The organism is Thauera butanivorans (genome assembly GCF_048398245.1).
In the GTDB taxonomy this organism is placed as follows: Bacteria; Pseudomonadota; Gammaproteobacteria; order Burkholderiales; family Rhodocyclaceae; genus Thauera; species Thauera butanivorans.
The window spans coordinates 1,037,431-1,054,266 of sequence record NZ_CP183038.1 but is presented as its reverse complement, the minus strand read 5'-3'; the positions used below and the strand labels follow the sequence as shown (position 1 = coordinate 1,054,266).

Annotated in this window: 16 protein-coding genes; 12 read left to right on the top strand and 4 right to left on the bottom strand. The window is 63.2% G+C overall.

From position 1 onward, the window contains the following. Positions 1-14: 14 nt before the first annotated feature. From tssM to tssJ, 4 genes are read right to left on the bottom strand one after another with little or no spacing between them, the layout of a single operon-like run. On the bottom strand, positions 15-3,620 hold the full coding sequence (gene tssM / locus ACNQFN_RS05040; protein ID WP_418648175.1) for a type VI secretion system membrane subunit TssM: 3,606 nt from the start codon (positions 3,618-3,620) through the stop codon (positions 15-17). Continuing rightward, complete coding sequence (locus tag ACNQFN_RS05035; RefSeq protein WP_088178905.1) at positions 3,617-4,969, bottom strand: DotU family type VI secretion system protein; 1,353 nt, start codon at positions 4,967-4,969, stop codon at positions 3,617-3,619. The genes tssM and ACNQFN_RS05035 overlap by 4 nt, the downstream gene beginning before the upstream one ends. Next, positions 4,948-6,279: a type VI secretion system baseplate subunit TssK gene (gene tssK, locus ACNQFN_RS05030; protein WP_068639227.1), complete on the bottom strand. Its 1,332-nt coding sequence runs from the start codon at positions 6,277-6,279 to the stop codon at positions 4,948-4,950. Before tssK ends, ACNQFN_RS05035 begins: the two co-directional genes overlap by 22 nt. A gap of 54 nt (positions 6,280-6,333) precedes the next feature. After that, positions 6,334-6,924, bottom strand: a complete 591-nt coding sequence (tssJ, locus tag ACNQFN_RS05025) for a type VI secretion system lipoprotein TssJ (RefSeq protein WP_068639228.1) — start codon at positions 6,922-6,924, stop codon at positions 6,334-6,336. 83 nt (positions 6,925-7,007) lie between these two features. On the opposite strand from tssJ, the gene tssA reads away from it, so the two are divergent. The 12 genes from tssA to ACNQFN_RS04965 all read left to right on the top strand — a co-directional run bounded on the left by tssA (position 7,008) and on the right by ACNQFN_RS04965 (position 16,836). After that, complete coding sequence (tssA, locus tag ACNQFN_RS05020) at positions 7,008-8,051, top strand: type VI secretion system protein TssA (RefSeq protein WP_418648174.1); 1,044 nt, start codon at positions 7,008-7,010, stop codon at positions 8,049-8,051. 53 nt (positions 8,052-8,104) lie between these two features. Continuing rightward, positions 8,105-8,671, top strand: a complete 567-nt coding sequence (tssB, locus tag ACNQFN_RS05015) for a type VI secretion system contractile sheath small subunit (protein WP_245650994.1) — start codon at positions 8,105-8,107, stop codon at positions 8,669-8,671. A 6-nt stretch (positions 8,672-8,677) separates the two neighbouring features. Further along, positions 8,678-10,180 (top strand): type VI secretion system contractile sheath large subunit, encoded by a 1,503-nt coding sequence (tssC, locus tag ACNQFN_RS05010; protein ID WP_068639230.1) that lies wholly within the window; start codon positions 8,678-8,680, stop codon positions 10,178-10,180. 46 nt (positions 10,181-10,226) lie between these two features. After that, positions 10,227-10,712, top strand: a complete 486-nt coding sequence (locus tag ACNQFN_RS05005) for an Hcp family type VI secretion system effector (RefSeq protein ID WP_068639231.1) — start codon at positions 10,227-10,229, stop codon at positions 10,710-10,712. Between the two features lie 57 nt (positions 10,713-10,769). Continuing rightward, entirely contained in the window at positions 10,770-10,952 is a 183-nt protein-coding gene (locus ACNQFN_RS05000) for a hypothetical protein (RefSeq protein WP_418648173.1), read from the top strand. Positions 10,953-10,996: 44 nt separating this feature from the next. Further along, on the top strand, positions 10,997-11,494 hold the full coding sequence (locus ACNQFN_RS04995; RefSeq protein WP_157659223.1) for a hypothetical protein: 498 nt from the start codon (positions 10,997-10,999) through the stop codon (positions 11,492-11,494). Between the two features lie 75 nt (positions 11,495-11,569). Continuing rightward, positions 11,570-11,998, top strand: coding sequence for a DUF5675 family protein (locus ACNQFN_RS04990; RefSeq protein ID WP_068639232.1), 429 nt, complete (start codon positions 11,570-11,572; stop codon positions 11,996-11,998). A gap of 74 nt (positions 11,999-12,072) precedes the next feature. Continuing rightward, positions 12,073-12,552, top strand: a complete 480-nt coding sequence (locus ACNQFN_RS04985; protein ID WP_068639233.1) for a hypothetical protein — start codon at positions 12,073-12,075, stop codon at positions 12,550-12,552. Beyond that, on the top strand, positions 12,552-13,022 hold the full coding sequence (locus tag ACNQFN_RS04980; protein ID WP_068639234.1) for a hypothetical protein: 471 nt from the start codon (positions 12,552-12,554) through the stop codon (positions 13,020-13,022). The genes ACNQFN_RS04985 and ACNQFN_RS04980 overlap by 1 nt, the downstream gene beginning before the upstream one ends. An 87-nt stretch (positions 13,023-13,109) precedes the next feature. Then, positions 13,110-13,991 (top strand): hypothetical protein, encoded by an 882-nt coding sequence (locus tag ACNQFN_RS04975; RefSeq protein ID WP_418648172.1) that lies wholly within the window; start codon positions 13,110-13,112, stop codon positions 13,989-13,991. A 20-nt stretch (positions 13,992-14,011) separates the two neighbouring features. Continuing rightward, positions 14,012-14,671, top strand: coding sequence for an OmpA family protein (locus tag ACNQFN_RS04970; protein WP_418648171.1), 660 nt, complete (start codon positions 14,012-14,014; stop codon positions 14,669-14,671). An 8-nt stretch (positions 14,672-14,679) separates the two neighbouring features. Then, entirely contained in the window at positions 14,680-16,836 is a 2,157-nt protein-coding gene (locus ACNQFN_RS04965; protein WP_418648170.1) for a type VI secretion system Vgr family protein, read from the top strand.

Sequence of the window (16,836 nt, the reverse complement as noted above, 5' to 3'; positions counted from 1 at the left end):
CGTTCCATATCGGCTCACAGGCCCGCGGGACATGCAAACTCCCTCATTTCCTTGAGCGCGAAGGGATTCTTCACGCTGCCGGCCACCACCTCGAAGCTCACCTTGCGTCCGCCGACGTCCAGCGTTGCCTGAAAGCGCTCCGGGCTGTTGCCCGGCGCGATACGCGCCTTGTCGAACAAGCGATGCAGTGCCCACGGCCCTTCCAGCACCAGGCCATCGGTGCCTGCGCCCAGCGCCGGCTCCAGTGACAAGCGGACCTGCCCGCTGCCGCGAGTACCCGGCCAGCGCACCGTATGGCCAACCTGCGGGCCATGCTGGTAACGGACCACCTGACCATCGATGTCGAGCTGCATCTGGGTGATCGTGGCATCCATCTCGAGGGGTTTGATCAGCACCGTAACCGCCGGCGCCCCGCCGCCGCTGCGGAAGAACACATCCTTGATCACCGCCGCACGCTCGAACTGTCCCAGAACGCCACCGTCCCCGAGCCCGCCACGCGCTCCCGGGATCAAGCGCCACGGACTCGCCGAAGTATCCACCACCGCAGCCAGTTCCCGCTGGAAGTAACTGTCGGCGATACCGCCCGGACCGAACATCCTCGCAAAATCCTCGCTCGCCACTTCCCGCGTTGCACCGGGCCTGAAGGGATAGCGGCCTTCGATCGTTTCCCGGCACGCCCGGGTGACCGTACCGACCATCTGCACGCTCTTGGCCGCCCGCGCCTCCCGCGCCACCAGCGTGCCGCCCGTGGCAGCCAGCGTTTCGAGCAGGCGCCTGCTCGGCGACGGCAGACGGCCGGCCTCCGCCTTCAGGCGCGCAGGCAAGTCGCTGGAAGGCGGCGGATACCCGCCTGCGCGAGCCGCCTCGACCGAACTCAGCAGCAGATGCAATTCCGACAGCGACTGCAGCGTGCCCGCCAGCGGAGCGCCACTGTCACCGCTGCCAACCGAACGCCGCAGAGCCTCGAATCTCCGATCCACGATCAGTTCCGGTTTCTCGTCCGGACCGAGGCGGCCAGGCAAGGCGCTGGGCCCGATCATCCGCGTCACATCGTCCTGTGTCGCACGAGCCGAACGCTTCACCCGCTCCAGCAGCGATGCATCATTCGCGTTGCCACCCGGCGCGGACTTCAGCAAGGTCGTCTCCTCGACCACCGCCTTCATCAACCTTGCCAGCGGCGAATCCACCGCCGACAAGCCCTTGACCAGTTCGGCCGCCTCCGCCAGCGAACGCGGCGCAATCAGGTCGATATCGTCGATGAATCGCTCCCACGCCGCCACGTAGTCCCGCATGTACAGCCGCTTGACCTCCAGCGCCAGTTCGCCGGTTGCAATCGCCTGGGCCTGCTCGCGCGCCGAAACGTCGGAGCTGCCCAGCACCCATGCGTCATCACGCCCGACATACCGCACGACGTTATCCACTTCCGGCGCGAACAGCTCGTGATAGCCGCGATAGGTATACAAGGCGCTGACGCCGTCCGTGAGCGGCTGGCCGCTCGAGCGCTTGAAGACGGCCGGCGCACTCGGGCCGACGACGGCACCGATGGAAAAATCCGGCAGATTGTTGTGTTCGAGCGCCCTCGCCAGTCTGCGGTACGTGCGCTGTGCAAACGAGAACTGGGTCAACCTGGCACGTGTCGCATCCACCAGGGTGTTGTCGACCGGCTTTGACGCCTGCATGCCGCCGATCCCGATCAGCGCCTCGACGTGGCGCTCGAGTGCATCGCGCTCCTGGCGTGCCGCGCCAGCCGGCATGTTGTAGTCCCAGTCGGCCAGCACGAAAGCCTTGAACGCCTCGCCATCGAAACGCGCCCGGTCGTGCAGCATCAGGTAGGCCTTCAGAATCTCATACGAAAATTCCAGATCCTCCACCGCCACGGTCCGCAGCAACCACTCCAGACGGGCCTCGATCGCCGGCGCGAGCCGGGTGCGCAGCAGATTCTCGTAAAGGGGCCGCGATCCCGCCATCAGCTTGTCGCCCTGATACAGCCCGAAAGTCCATGCCCGCATTGGATCGGCCGCACGGAAATGCACGCTGTCCGACACGGTTTCCGCTTCGGTCAGCGGCGCGAGCAGGGGGTACACATTTCCATCGACCATCGGCGGCAGTTCATCCAGCTTGCGCGCCAGCCGATCCACCTTGCCGTCGACCTCGGTCAGGTAGGTCTCGTTGTTGCGATAGCTGGTCACCCAGGCAGCCACCCCGGCTACGAGCAACAGCGCGCTCACTGCGTAGGCAGCCAGATGCAGCATGCGGACACGCCGATCCGCACTGCGGTTGTGCCCGACCAGATGCGCCTCGGCAAACACGACCTTGGCCAGCAACTCGTTGAGGAAATGGCTTTTCGCGGTGCCGCGCAGCAGCGCAGGTGCGCGCACCCCTTGCGGTGCATCCATCGCGCGGATGACACGATCGAGCGGCGTGCCCTCCTGCGTCGCGCTGGTGAAGTACATGCCCCGCAACAAGGGCGCGGAGGAAAAGCGCGAATCGGCAAACAACTGCGCGCCGACTTCCCGCAAGGCCTCGCACAGCAAAGCGAATTGCTGCGGAAAGGAATGGATCAGCGCGCGTCGCGCCAGCTCCGGCTCGGACAACAGGACATCCGGAAGCCCGGCATGGATGCGCTGGCGCAGCAGCGCCAGTTCGCGCTCGACCCCATCGTCGGCATAGCCGTTTCCGCCATCAGGCGTCCAAGGCAGCGTGAAACCCCATACTTGCTCCCGTCCGGCACGGTCGAGCGATGCGAAGTACTCGTCGAAGCCGGACAGCAAGTCGCACTTGTTGATCAGCAGATAAACCGGGAAACGGACCCCCAGATCCTCCCGCAATTCATCGAGCCGGTGGCGCAGGGTTTCGGCATGGCGGCGACGCTCTTCGGAAGTGCTGTCGAGCAGTTCGGTGACGGAGACCGTCAACAGCACACCGTTGATCGGCTGCAGGCTGCGGCTCTTGCGCAACAGCCCCATGAAGCCGCGCCATTCCGCACGATCTCCTTCGGCGTCGCTGTCGTGGGTGGTGTAGCGGCCTGCGGTGTCGATCAGTACCGCCTGATTGGTGAACCACCAGTCGCAATTCCGCGTGCCACCGACTCCTTTGACGGCGCCCTTGCCAAGCGACTTCGCCAACGGGAAATCCAGCCCGGAATTCAGCAGCGCGGTCGTCTTGCCCGCGCCCGGCGCGCCGATGATGATGTACCACGGCAGCTCGTAGAGATAGCGGCCTCTCGAAAACAACCTCGTCGGGCCGCGCGCGCCCGTGCCGAAACGCGCACGGCGCAATATTTCGAGCGCTTCGCCGAAGCGCGAGCGCAGCAGCTTGACCTCTTCGGTTTCGCCGCCACGCGAGTTCGTCTGCAGCAGCTCACGCAGGCGCTCCGTCACTCCGGCATTGGCCGAGCCACGGCGCCAGCGGCGCCACAACGCACGCACCAGCAGAAAAACCGCCAGCGCAGCAATCGTCCACAGCCTCGCGCCGACCGACACCAGCGGCCGGCTGTCGCCGATCGCGAACAGCGGCCCGACGAACCAGATCAGCACGGCGATGATCAGAAAGCCGACACAAACCCAGAAGGCACGCGAAAGCAGCGTGTCCATCACACGCCGCAGGAAGGACGAGATCATTGCCGGATCTCCCTCGTCTGCCGAGCTGCCGGCGGATTCAACTGGCGCAGGATTTCGTCCCCGGACAGCATCAGCGTGATCTCGACACGCCTGTTGCGCGCCCGCCCTTCGGCGGTGTCGTTCCCGGCCACCGGCTCAGCCTCTCCCCGTCCTTCGGCCCGTACCCGGTCATGGCGCAGCATCTGTCCCGACACCAACGCGGCAACGGCACGCGCGCGCGCTTCCGAAAGATGCCAGTTCGAGGGGAAGCGCGCACTGCGCATCGGCACGCTGTCGGTATAACCGGTCACCACCACGCTACCGTCGATGTCATCGAGGCCATGCGCGATGCGGTTGAGCACGCCGAGGTAATTTGCACGGATTTCGGCACTACCCGAATCGAACAAGCCATCGCCCTTCAGGATGATGATGCTTCGATCGGACAGATCGCGCACTTCCAGCAGCCCGGCACGAATCTCGGGCTCGAGGAAGCGCCGCAGGCGCGGCTCCACCGGACGGGGCCTCTGTTCGGCGACCACCGGGCTGGGCGGCTCGAGCGTCACCAGGCGGCGGAAGACCTTGTCGGACTCCGGCCCCAGCAAAAAGCTCAGCCAGACGTAGATCGCGAAGGCAATCAGCGCGCAGGAAGCCGCCACCACCCAGGGCGGGATCATTCGCCAGGCCTCGCGCTTGGTCTCCTCGCCCCGCCAGTGTGACGACAACCGCCCTTCATAGCCGTTGCGCGCGGTATTGAGCAATGTCGCGATGCGCCGCTTGAGAATCTCCAGCTGGGCATGGCCATTCTCGGCGATGCGGAACTTGCCCTCGAAACCGAGCATGTTGCAGTAATACAGCAGCTCGATCAGTTGACGATGGCGCTCCGGATACTGCGCCAGCCGCGCAAGCAGTTGGTAATACTTTTCACCTCCCCAGGTTTCATTGTGGAAGGTCACCAACAGGCTGTGGCGTGCCCACACGCCATTGCCACCCCACGGCGTCTGCCCCGCAGCCTCATCGAGCGCGGTACACAGGCAATAGCGGGCCCCGACGATTTCATCGCGCGACACGTTCGCCGCCAGGGCCTGCTCTTCAAAAAAACGGATCTCGTCGATCAACGAACTGCGCAGATCCGCCGGCTCGCCGAGCGCGCTCGTCATACGAATGCGCGGAATCAGATTCAGCAGCCGTGTCGCGGCCTTGACGAGCGGGTTGTCGCTGCAGGACGGCAAGGGCTGCAGCGCCTCCTTCCTCGGCGGCACCCGCGCACCGTCCGCCTGCCCGCCAGCCTCACCGTTCAAACCCGCAAGCAGATCGAAGCCCGACATGGCATTCACCCCGGACCCCTGACTCATCGCCTGATCGCCCAGCACTCGAGTTCAAGCTGGGGAAAATCCCCGGCGATGTGGATCGCGACGCCCGCACTGCGATCCATCTCGTGCCACAGCTCATGGTGGCTATCCAGCTCGAAATACTGATACCCCGCGTGATACGGCAGCTCGCGCGGCGCAACCGGCAAGGGCTTCAGCTTGACGCCGGGCAAGTGCAGATTCACCAGATCGCGGATCCTCTCGACCGGCCCGATCTTGACCTGGGCCGGGAACTGGGATTGCAACTGCTCGGGCGACAGATTGGACTGTGCGGCCAGCACGAAGGACGCATTTCGCAGCAGTTGCCGGTCGGGCACCATGGCCATGCGAATGCCGTACTTGCGCTCTTCGAGGTCGATGCGGACAGCCGCCTGGTTCATCACCACCGTCAGCGCCTGCCTGAGATCGACCATGACCGGCGCGAAGGTCGCCTGCAGGTCGTCATGCTGGTAGGGCGGATACACCTTGGCGCGCCGGTGGCTCGAAAACACCGCCAGCTCGCCGACCAGCGCCAACAGCTCGGAGTACAGCCGTTCGGGGTGGACGATCTGGCGCTGCTCCAGATGCTGCAGCACAGGCAGCCAGTGGTTCACCAGCTTGAGCAGCAGGAAATCCGCGACATCCGACACGCCGCCGCGTCCGCCGCCGGACATTCGCTCGACCAACGCATCGGCACGCTGCCCCAGCAAGCCCGCGAGCTCGCGCATGTAGCCGCTGAGCACGACGCTCCCCTTGCAGGAAAGCACCGGCGGAACATAGCCGTCATCCAGGCTCAGGCGTTGATTCGCCTGGCGTTCCCGCACCCTCACGACACCGAGCGAACGCCAGCCGGCAGGCATGTCCTGCTGCAGAAACAAGCGCAGCCGCAGTTCCCCCAATTGCACTTCCGCCGGGACCGAACCGATCGCATTGACGTCCCGCACCTCTTCCGTGGTGCTGACCCAGCGCGCCGCACTACGCCGGTCCTCCTCGAAGATGACGCTATTCACACCGCTTCGCAGCGTCGGCAGCGCCAGGCACACCAAGGCATCCCTGGCTTCGGCCGGCACATCCAGCGACAGCCCGCCGGGGCAGTCTCCGGGAATCGAAAAAGGCGTGCCATCCGGCATCACGCCCCGGGCCGACTTGAGCACCACGCTGCCGAGCGAGAACGCATCCTCGTCGAACTCCAGCGAATGGAAGCCCCAGTACAGTTCGTCCGCATAGGCAATGCGCCGCTGGGTGAATGACTCGAGATAGCGTTCCTGCTGCTGGAAATGCTGGGGCCGCAGGAACATTCCCTCCGACCAGACAACCTTGCGCTCACCGCTCATGCAAACTCCCCGCAGCCCACCTGCATGCGGTCTCGACACTCAACGTTCGGCACTTCATCGCCCCACTTCGTCAATTGCAACGCTTCTTTCGCCCACGACGACGCGATATCGCCGCTCCGGCGAGGTCTCGGAAGACCACAAACGCCCCGCGCGATGCGGCGGCGGCACCGATGCCAGCGAGCGCCACGAACTCCCCTGCAGGTCGCGATAGGCAGCAGCCACACCCAGGAACTGGGTCCCCAGCTCGGTACGGCGGCGCATCACCCGGACCTCGCCGGGCATCAGCACGAACTCGTGTATCTCGATCACCTCCGCGTGCCGTGCACTCTCCATCTCGCCCAACAGGGTGAAGAAATCGGCCGACTGGAAAAAAGCCCGCCCCGAGAGCTCATAGATCCTCAGAAGCACGGGCGACGGACGCCCTTGTTCGGTCGGATTCAGCGACTCCGAGGCTGCAATCGAGATCTCCACGGGAACAGGCAATTCCTGCCTGGCCGGCAACGAGCAGCCGCCCACCGACAAAGCAGCGGCCAAGCCCACCACCCCCGCCATCACACAAGCACGCACCATGATGAAAAAACATGCCCCTGACAATTCATGCAATGACCTCAGCAAGTCAAGAAATATAGCATACTTGACAAGCATAACCCCTGTAGACCACACTCATCAAGCAATCCATCGCTCAATAATGCATTGAAGATCAAGAATAAATGCCACCAGCACCATCCTTGTTCTCCACCCTGACGGCCGCATCACCGGCGCTTGAAGGCGGTCCATGCGGACCCGACCTCGAATACGCGCCGCGCTTCCTCGACTTCATGGCGAGCGCAAAGGGCAAGGAAGAGCAGCAACTCGGTGACGCCATCATTCCTGCGCAGGAGCCCGACTGGCGCAGCGTCCTGAAATCCGGCATGACGCTCGCAGGCGAGACCCGCGACCTGAGAATCGCAGTCGTCTTGACGCATGCGGCCACCCAGATCCATGGCTTGCGCGGCCTTGCCGACGGCTTGGCGCTGATTCTCGATTGGCTCTCGGCGCACTGGGAGACACTGCATCCGGCGCTCACGCTGGATGGCGAGCACGACCCCCTGATGAGGACGAACGCCCTGTCCTACGTGTACGACGCCCACGGCTGCCTCGGTGCAGCCAGGCAGGCTCGCCTGCTGGAGAGCCGCGTGGGCGCCCTGCATGTCGGCGATGCGGAGAACATCATCAAGGGGCGTACCGCCGGCAGCGCTGCAGTGGTCGCCACACCCGAGCAACTGGCCCGCCTGATCGCCGACGAACGCGAACGCAATGCGGAAACGTTCGCATCGCTGAGCGAAGCCGCCTCGCTGCTGCAACAGATCGAGACACTCTGGAAAAACAGGCTGGAAGCAGAATTCTGGCCGGAATTCGACGGCCTGAGGGATCTTCTGGTCAGGCTCGCCGATCTGGCCGCCCCGCCACGCCAAGGCATGGCCGACGGCACGCAACCGCACGGCGCCGACGCGGAACCAGCCTCGCGGCAGAGCACACATCCGGCAGTCCGTCAGGCCGGCTTGCCTGCCCCGGCCCTGCCCGACGCCGTGGACAACCGACGCGATGCATTCCGCGCCTTGGCGCTTGCCCGCCAGTACTTCGAACACAACGAACCTTCCCATCCTGCGCCGCTCCTGATCCAGCGCATCGAAAAGCTCGAAGGCCTCAGTTTTGCGGAAATCATCTCCGAGCTGACCCCCGACGGGCTCGGCCAGCTCAGACAGATCGCAGGCGAACAAATCTCCACCTGACTTGAAACACCCGCCCCCCGATCCATCCACCCGACCAAGCAAGGAGTCCTGAATTGGCAACCCGAAACGACGTGCCGAAGGGCAAAAGTGGCCAGAAGTTCATTGCCCGCAATCGCGCACCGCGCGTCCAGATCGAATACGACGTCGAGTTGTACGGCTCGGACAAGAAGGTGCAATTGCCTTTCGTCATGGGCGTCATGGCCGATCTGTCCGGAAAACCCGCCGAACCCCTGCCACCGGTTGCCGAACGCAAGTTCCTCGAGATCGACATCGACAACTTCGACGAGCGCATGAAGGCGGTGAAGCCGCGCGTGGCGTTCACGGTGCCCAACACGCTGACCGGAGAAGGCGAACTGCCTGTCGACATGAGCTTCGACAGCATCGACGAATTCAGCCCCGGCGCGATCGCCAACAAGGTCGAGCCCTTGCGCCGCCTGCTCGAAGCCCGCACCCAGCTCAACAACCTGCTCAGCTACATGGATGGCAAGAGCGGCGCGGAAAATCTACTGGCCGAGGTCCTGCGCGACCCAAGCATCCTCAAGGCCCTGGCATCGCAGCCCAAAGCCGACGAGACCCGGCAGCAGGGTGAAACCCCCAGCACCCCCAACCAGGAGGTCTGACCCGACATGAACACACAATCGTCACAGCTCGCCGAGTCCGCCCTTGCAACGGCCGAAGACTCGGAGTTCGCCGGCCTGCTGGCAAAGGAATTCAAGCCCCGAACCGACGAACAGCGCAGTGCGGTCGAATCCGCCGTGCGCACCCTGGCGGAACAGGCACTCGAATCCAGCCTCAACTTTTCCGGCGACGCCTACCGCTCCATCCAGGCCATCATCGGTGAAATCGACCGCAAGCTCTCCGAGCAGATCGAGCACATCATCCACCACCCCGACTTCCAGCAGGTGGAATCGACCTGGCGCGGCCTCCACTACCTGGTGAACAACACCGAGTCGGACGAGATGCTGAAGATTCGGGTCATCAACCTGTCGAAGAAGGACCTGCATCGCACCCTGCGCCGGCACAAGGGCGTCGGCTGGGACCAGAGCCCGATCTTCCGCCGCATCTACGAAGAGGAATACGGCCAGTTGGGCGGCGCCCCCTACGCCTGCCTCGTCGGCGACTACTACTTCGACCACACCGCCCCGGACGTCGAACTGCTCGGCGAAATGGCCAAGATCGCCGCAGCCGCACACTGCCCCTTCATCGGCGGCGCCGACCCAGGCGTCATGCAGATGAACTCCTGGCAGGAACTGGCCAATCCGCGCGACCTGACCAAGATCTTCGAGAACACCGAATACGCGCCATGGCGCAGCCTGCGCGACGCGGACGACTCGCGCTACATCGGCCTCGCCATGCCCCGCTTCCTCGGCCGCCTGCCCTATGGCGCCCAGACCAATCCGGTCGACGACTTCGATTTCGAGGAAAGCACCAACGGCACCGACCATCACCGCTACCTGTGGGTCAACGCCGCCTATGCCATGGCCGTCAACGTCAATCGGAGCTTCAAGCACTACGGCTGGGCAACCTCCATCCGCGGTGTCGAATCCGGCGGCGTCGTCGAAGGGCTGCCTTGCCACACCTTCCCCACCGACGACGGCGGCGTGGACATGAAGTGCCCCACCGAAATCGCCATCTCGGACCGGCGTGAAGCCGAACTTGCCAAGAACGGCTTCATGCCGCTGATCCACCGCAAGAACACCGACACGGCGGCCTTCATCGGTGCGCAAAGCCTCCAGAAACCCACCGAATATCACGACCCGGACGCGAGCGCCAACGCCCAGTTGGCCGCGCGTCTCCCCTATCTCTTCGCCTGCTGCCGCTTCGCCCACTATCTCAAGTGCATCGTGCGCGACAAGATCGGCAGCTTCAAGGAACGCGACGACGTCGAGCGCTGGCTCAACGACTGGATCATGAACTACGTCGACGGCGACCCGGCCAACTCCAGCCAGGAGACCAAGGCCCGCAAGCCGCTTGCCGCCGCGGAAGTCGTCGTCGAAGAAATCGCGGACAACCCCGGTTACTACTCGGCCAAATTCTTCTTGCGCCCCCATTACCAGCTCGAGGGCCTGACCATGAGCCTTCGTCTGGTTTCCAAGTTGCCGTCGGTCAAGGAAGGCTCCACATCCTGACGGTGAAACCACCTGTTTTTTTCAACACATAGGAAGGTAGATATCAATGGCATCCCTACAAGATTTCTTCATCAAGATCGCCGGCATCGACGGTGAGTCCAAGGACTCGAAGCACGCCGGCTGGATCGACGTCCTGTCCTTCAACTACGGCGTTTCCCAGTCCTCCTCGACCTTCACCGGCGGCGGCGGCGGGGTCGGCAAGGCCAGTTTCGATGCCCTGTCGTTCACCCACTACGTCGACAAGGCCACGCCGAACCTGATGCAGTACTGCGCGTCCGGCAAGCATATCGGTACGGTCGAAGTGTCGTGCTGCAAAGTCGGCGACGGCTCGCAGGAATACATGCGCATCACCCTGACCGATTGCATCATCACCCACGCAGGCCCCTCCGGCTCCACCGATGATGCCCGCGTCAAGGAAACCGTCAGCATTTCCTACTCCAAGATCAAGGTCGAGGTGAAGGAACAGAACGCCAACGGTTCCATGGGCGCTGCCGTGACCGGCACTTGGGACGTCAAGCAGAACAAGGCTTGATGCGGTTTCACCCGGGCTTCGGCCCGGGTTTCCTGTCTCCCCTCGCTTCGAGTACGCATGATGACAAAGGATGCTTTTTTGACAGCGTGCATTGCTCTTGCAGCGCTGGCTTGGGCGACCTTCCAGTTTCTGGGTCAGTATGCCTTCGTGGCAATGCTACTCGTTGTCATTGCACTTCTTCTGAAAAATGCAGGAAAGCCGAGGTTTGGCGGCAACGAAAGAAATGATCACGAGCATTGACACCCGCGGAGCTTCCCTCACCTGAAAACATCCGGATATGGTCAATGCTACAACAAACCGAAACCATCACCGCCCGAGCCCTACGCCAAGCTTCCGACAAAACACCACCGAGTTGTGAACTGGTTGTCGGCGGCAAACCAACAGGCCAACGTATCGAAGGGTGCGTGCTGGAGGCTGCACTCGAATGTGATGCCGGTTATCTTCTTTTTTTGACTGACGACATTCCTCATGAGGATTCGCTGAATATCCATCTTGTCAGCTTCTCCGGCACACTTGAAGATAGTGCACGCATTGGCGGCATGTACTCCACAGGACGTTTCGAGAAACTGCAGGTACAGCAACCCGACAAAATATCGTTCCGATTCATGGGAGATACGATCTGGACACTTCAGGTGCTGCAGAAGCCGGCGTTCCGGATACCGTTTCTTTCCGAACCGGCGGGCGTACATCGGCCACCCGGGAGTAAACGCCGCTTTCTGATTACAGGAAGCCCACGCTGGGAAGCCCACTCCAGCCATCATGGCAGGATACATTTTCCATAAATCAGCTGATCCTCATTTTGCCCCCACGCAGTGGGACCTAATTAAACAGCCAAAAAGGTTCAATCGAATAAAATCATGGGCAAGATCCAGATCGTCCGCAAATGGCAGAGCGAAACGGCCACAATCTCGGAACTCGGCAGCAACAACGGTATCCTGAAAGGCTACGTGCTCGAACGCCCTGGCCCGGACACCGCACAGTCGGGGCTGCGGCTGCGCATCCCGGAAGGCACCTACCGGCTCAAATGGCATAACAGCAACATCCCCACGGTCAAGCCCTACAACCCTGTGCCACTGCTATACAACAGCACGGTTTCAGAGGGCCGCTACATCCTGATCCACAATGGCAACTACCCCTCCAATACCGATGGATGCCTTCTCGTCGGCGAAACGAAGGGCAGCAATGTGGTGAACTCCAGTGTCTCGATGCTGCGCAAGGTCAAGGATTACCTGAACGACGCGGGCATCGACAACGTATTCCTCGAAATATCCGCGGATTACCAGTGATCCTTTCACCTTTCCGGAATGCGATGAGATACCGGGCAAGCACCCACCGTCCATTTTCCTGAGCACAACAAGCCATGATAGAAGCCGATCTGAACAGCTATCTTGAACAGCACATCTCGAGTATTTGCCCTGTAGGATTCCACGGTAACTCCGATAACCATTGCGCGCATTTCGTCAGCCATGTCCTCGAACTGCGATACGGCATTACCTGCCGCTCGATGGTGCACGGCTCGGGTGCGGCGGCTTCGATTCGGGTCCAGGAAATATTTCCCCACTGTCCACGTGTCGGCACCTGGGCTGACTTGCCGGACACAGTGCGCACGGGACTGGTTTTCATTCTGAATGCCAACCACGTCGACTTGCAGAACAAGGGCATGGTCAACGTTCCTCGCAAGCATGTAGGCATTTTCTGCGGGGATCAACGCAATATCTGGCACTACTCGAACTCTCGCAACAAGGTCGTACGCCAGACGCCGGAACAGTTCAGCCGCCATTATCGAGAACCCGATAACGCCATGTTCTGGGGAGAGCTACCTCACGGGAGCAAGCTCTGATGCGCACTTCGGCAGCTTATCGCCTCCGGGCGTTGCTGGTGGCAGCCAGCATGTCGATCATGGCCGGCGGATGCGCGACCATGAGCCCTGAAGCGGCCTCCCCCGGTGTGACTCCGTCCACTGCAGCACCCGAGCCTCGGGAGATCATTCATCTCCTGCTTCTCAATACGGACGTTCCTCTCATCGTCGACCCTTCCTGCCACAAGGCAGGCACCCACCCCGACGACCGAACCATCGGTGAATACATCAGCGGCTTTATCGCCGCGCTCGACAACCCGGAAGCACAAAATCTGATCGAGACCACGATCCTGGACGATCCATCCATTCCGGAAGCACTCGTATGGCGCGCCCGGGTGATGATCGGCCATTCATACGGCGAAGAAGTTTGGCGTTGGGGGGTCGAGTTTCTTATCCGCAAAGACAGCCGCAGTGTTCTACGCGATAGCTTTCGATGCCTCGGTTCCGGCTGAGGAGCAAAGCGTGATCCACAACAGCAGCTCCCCACGCCATCCATTATCCTCGGACTACCAGTAAGCCTTTCGCCTTTCAGAAATGCAATGAGAAACCCAGCAAGCACCCGTCGTCCATTTTCCCGTCTCCTGCGCCTCGGTGCAATCGGCACCCTGTTCGCGCTGGGCGCGGCACTGGCGGCTCCCCAGGGCCTGGCGCCCGACGTGGAAAGATCGGCCCGGACACAACGGCTCGAATATGCCGGCAAGATCACACTTTCGGGCGTACTTCAAGTGTATTGGGTCCCCTCGTGGCCGGATGGCAGTACCGAGCAGCGCACCCTGTTCATGCGTTTCTTCCCCGACGCGCAATCGCTACGCAGCTTGCCTCGTATCGAAGAAACGGAACGCCCTGCCAGTCAGCCCACCAGCATCCAGATCTACCGCGACGCACCACTGGCAGACGGCACCTTCGCCACCGAATTCCCGCTCGAAACAGCCGTTCCGCTGCTCGATCGCCTGTTTCCACACGTGCCGTCGAACTTCTTCCGCTACAAGGAGGGCGACGCAGTGGCCGCCGTCACCTTGCGCATGGAGCACCTGTCTGCCCTCATCGAATGCGACAAGCGCCTGTTCTTTGGCGATTTCGCAGCAATGGAACCATCGCCCACCCGGCGAGATCCTGTTCAACTTCGCCAGGAAATCTCGTCAGCCGAAAGCGCCGCCGACTGCGGCGGCATTCCGCCCTACCTGGAGATCTACCAGATCAGCGGCGACGCCGGACGAGCCGAACTCAAGGCGCAACCGGATGAACAAGCCCCCGGCATTACCGTACTGGACGCCGGACAGCCCGTTCTGAAGCTTCAGACCATCGACGGCGACTGGGTTCAAGTCCGCGTTCGTCGCGATGGAACCCTGCCGCATCCCACGCCATCACGCGATACGACAGATGGCTACCTCCCGCTGCAACACCTGATCCCGGTCAACTAACAACTTCCCAGGAACACACGATGTCGTCCCATACCCCCTTCCATCCCCTGCCGATCCTGGCTCTTCTGCTCACGCTCGGCGCTTGTGCCACCGTGCCGGAGCAGCCTGCAGAGCCATCGGCCGAAACCATTGCCGAAATGCAGGCAGCCCAGCAGCACACTGCGTGGCTCGAGCAGCGTAACCAGGCCATCCAGCAGTTGCGCCAGAGCCCTCATCTCAGCGTCACCGAACACCAGAACGGCGATTTCGTCGTCCAGGTCCGCTCCGGCGACATCTTCAGAACGTCCAGCACGAAGATCAACCCGAAGATGCGCCCAGTGTTCGAGCACATCGCCTCCACGCTCGGCGCGCATCCCCGGCTCGCGGTGCTTGTAATCGGGCACACGGACAACGTCGGCAATCCCCAACAGAATCTGACCCTCTCCACCCGCCGGGCCGAAAGCGTGCACGACGCACTGGTGTCGCTGGGACTCGATGAGAGCCGGGTCTCGTTCGAAGGCCGTGGCGACGCGGAACCGATCGCGCCCAACGCGTCGCGCGAAGGGCGTGCCGTCAATCGCCGCGTCGATCTGCTGATCTCGGTCTACCAGCCAGACGGCACCGGCCACGCTCAGCACGATGAACACGCCGAGACGGCTGACGATGCAGCCGAGGCCACGACCGAAACCGACAACGAGTAAAGCAAACCATGAATCGTCTCCTGATCGCCCACACGCCGCTGGGCGACGCGCTGTGGGCGGTGAGCCTGTCGGGCCGCGAGGCGCTGTCCTCGCTGTACCGCTTCACGGTACGGTTCAAGTCGGCCTCGCCCGACCTGGACTGCCAGGCCATGATCGGCGAACGCTGCGCCATCGAACTGGAGACGGACCGTCGCGGTCGTCGCTACCTGTCGGGTCAGATGATCGACTTTGCCGCCGTTGGCCACGAAGGCCGGCACTGGGTCTATGAAACCACCCTCGCCCCGCGGCTGTGGCACGCCTCGCGCCGCGCCGACTTTCGCATCTGGCAGAACCAGAGCGTGCCCGACATCCTGTACCAGGTACTGGGCGAGAACGCGGTGCGCTTCGACATGCGGCTCAAGGCGCGCTACAAGCGCTGGACCTACCTGGTCCAATACCGCGAGACGGACCTGTCCTTCATCTGCCGCCAGCTCGAACACGAAGGCATCTTCTTCTGGTTCGAGCACGCGGCCGACGGCGAGACCCTGGTGCTGGCCGATCACCTGTCGGCCCACCCGGACTGCCCCGGCTACGCCACCGTGCCCTACTACAGCGGCGTGCAGACCCGCCCGGACCGCGACCACTTCGACGCCTGGCGCCTGACCCGGCGCGTCGAGACCGGCCGGCTCATCCACGCCGACTACGACTTCGAGCGCCCCTCGTCGGACCTGACCACCGAACACGCCGACCCGCGCGGCCACCTGTTCGACCACTACACCCGCTATCACTACCCCGGCGACTACCTCGACCCCGGCGACGGCGCCCAGTACGCCGCCAACACCCTCGAGCGGCTGCAGCGCCAGCAAGAGACCATTCACCTGTCGGGCCGCGTGCGCGGCGCCGCCCCGGGCCACCGGCTCACGCTCACCGGGCACCCGCGCGCCGACCAGAACCGCGAACTCACGCTCGTCGCCGTCAGCTACGACATCGCCGACAACGACTACGAAGGCGCCGCCGGCAGCACCGCCAGCCACTTCCACGTCGACGTCGAGGCGCTGCCCGCCGAGCGCCCCTTCCGCCCGCCGCTGGCCACGCCCAAGCCGCGCGCCCGCGGCGTCGAGACCGCGGTGGTGGTCGGCCCGCCGGGCGAAGAGATCCACACCGACGAATACGGCCGCGTCAAGGTGCATTTCCACTGGGACCGCTACGGCAAGAAGGACGGCACCGACACCTGCTGGATCCGGGTCGCCTCGCCCTGGGCGGGCAGCAACTTCGGCGCCATCCACATCCCGCGCATCGGCCAGGAAGTCATCGTCGACTTCGAGCACGGCGACCCGGACCGCCCGATCATCACCGGGCGCGTCTATAACGCCGAGCAGATGCCGCCCTGGTCGCTGCCGGCCAACCGCACCCAGTCGGGCATCCTGACCCGCTCGAGCAAGGGCGGCGCGGCCGGTGCCGGCCTGCGCGACGGCGCGGGCGACGCCAACGCGCTGCGCTTCGAGGACAAGAAGGGCGCCGAACAGGTCTGGTTCCACGCCCAGAAGGACGCTCTGACCGAGGTCGAGCACGACGAATCCAAGTGGGTCGGCAACGACCGGCGCAAGGAAATCGACCGCGACGAGTTCAACACCATCCACCGCGACCGCACCGAGGTCGTCGATCGCAACGAGAAGATCGACGTCCACGGCTGGCGCACCGAGACGGTCGATCTGGACGAGACGCTGACCGTGCACCAGAACCGGACCCGCACGGTCGATGGCAACGAAGCGCTCACCATCCACAAGAGCCGGACCAAGACCGTCGACAGGAACGAGACCGACCGCATCGGCAAGAACTGGTCGATCAAGGTCGGCAAGAACAAGACCGAGACCATCGCCATGGCCTACCTGCAGAACGTCGGCCTCGGGCGCATGGAGAACGTCGGCCTGGGCTACAGCCTGAACGTCGGCATGGCCATGAACACCCTCGTGGGGCTCAGCCAGACCAGCCAGATCGGCATCGACAAGACCACCACCGTGGGGCAGCACCTCACCTTGCAGGCGGGCGAATCCATCACCCTCAAGGTCGGCGCCTCCACCCTCGTCATGAAAGCCGACGGCACCATCACGATCAACGGCAAAAGCATCGATGTCGTCGGCAGCGAACACATCGGCCTCGACTCAGAGCGGATCGACATCAATTGA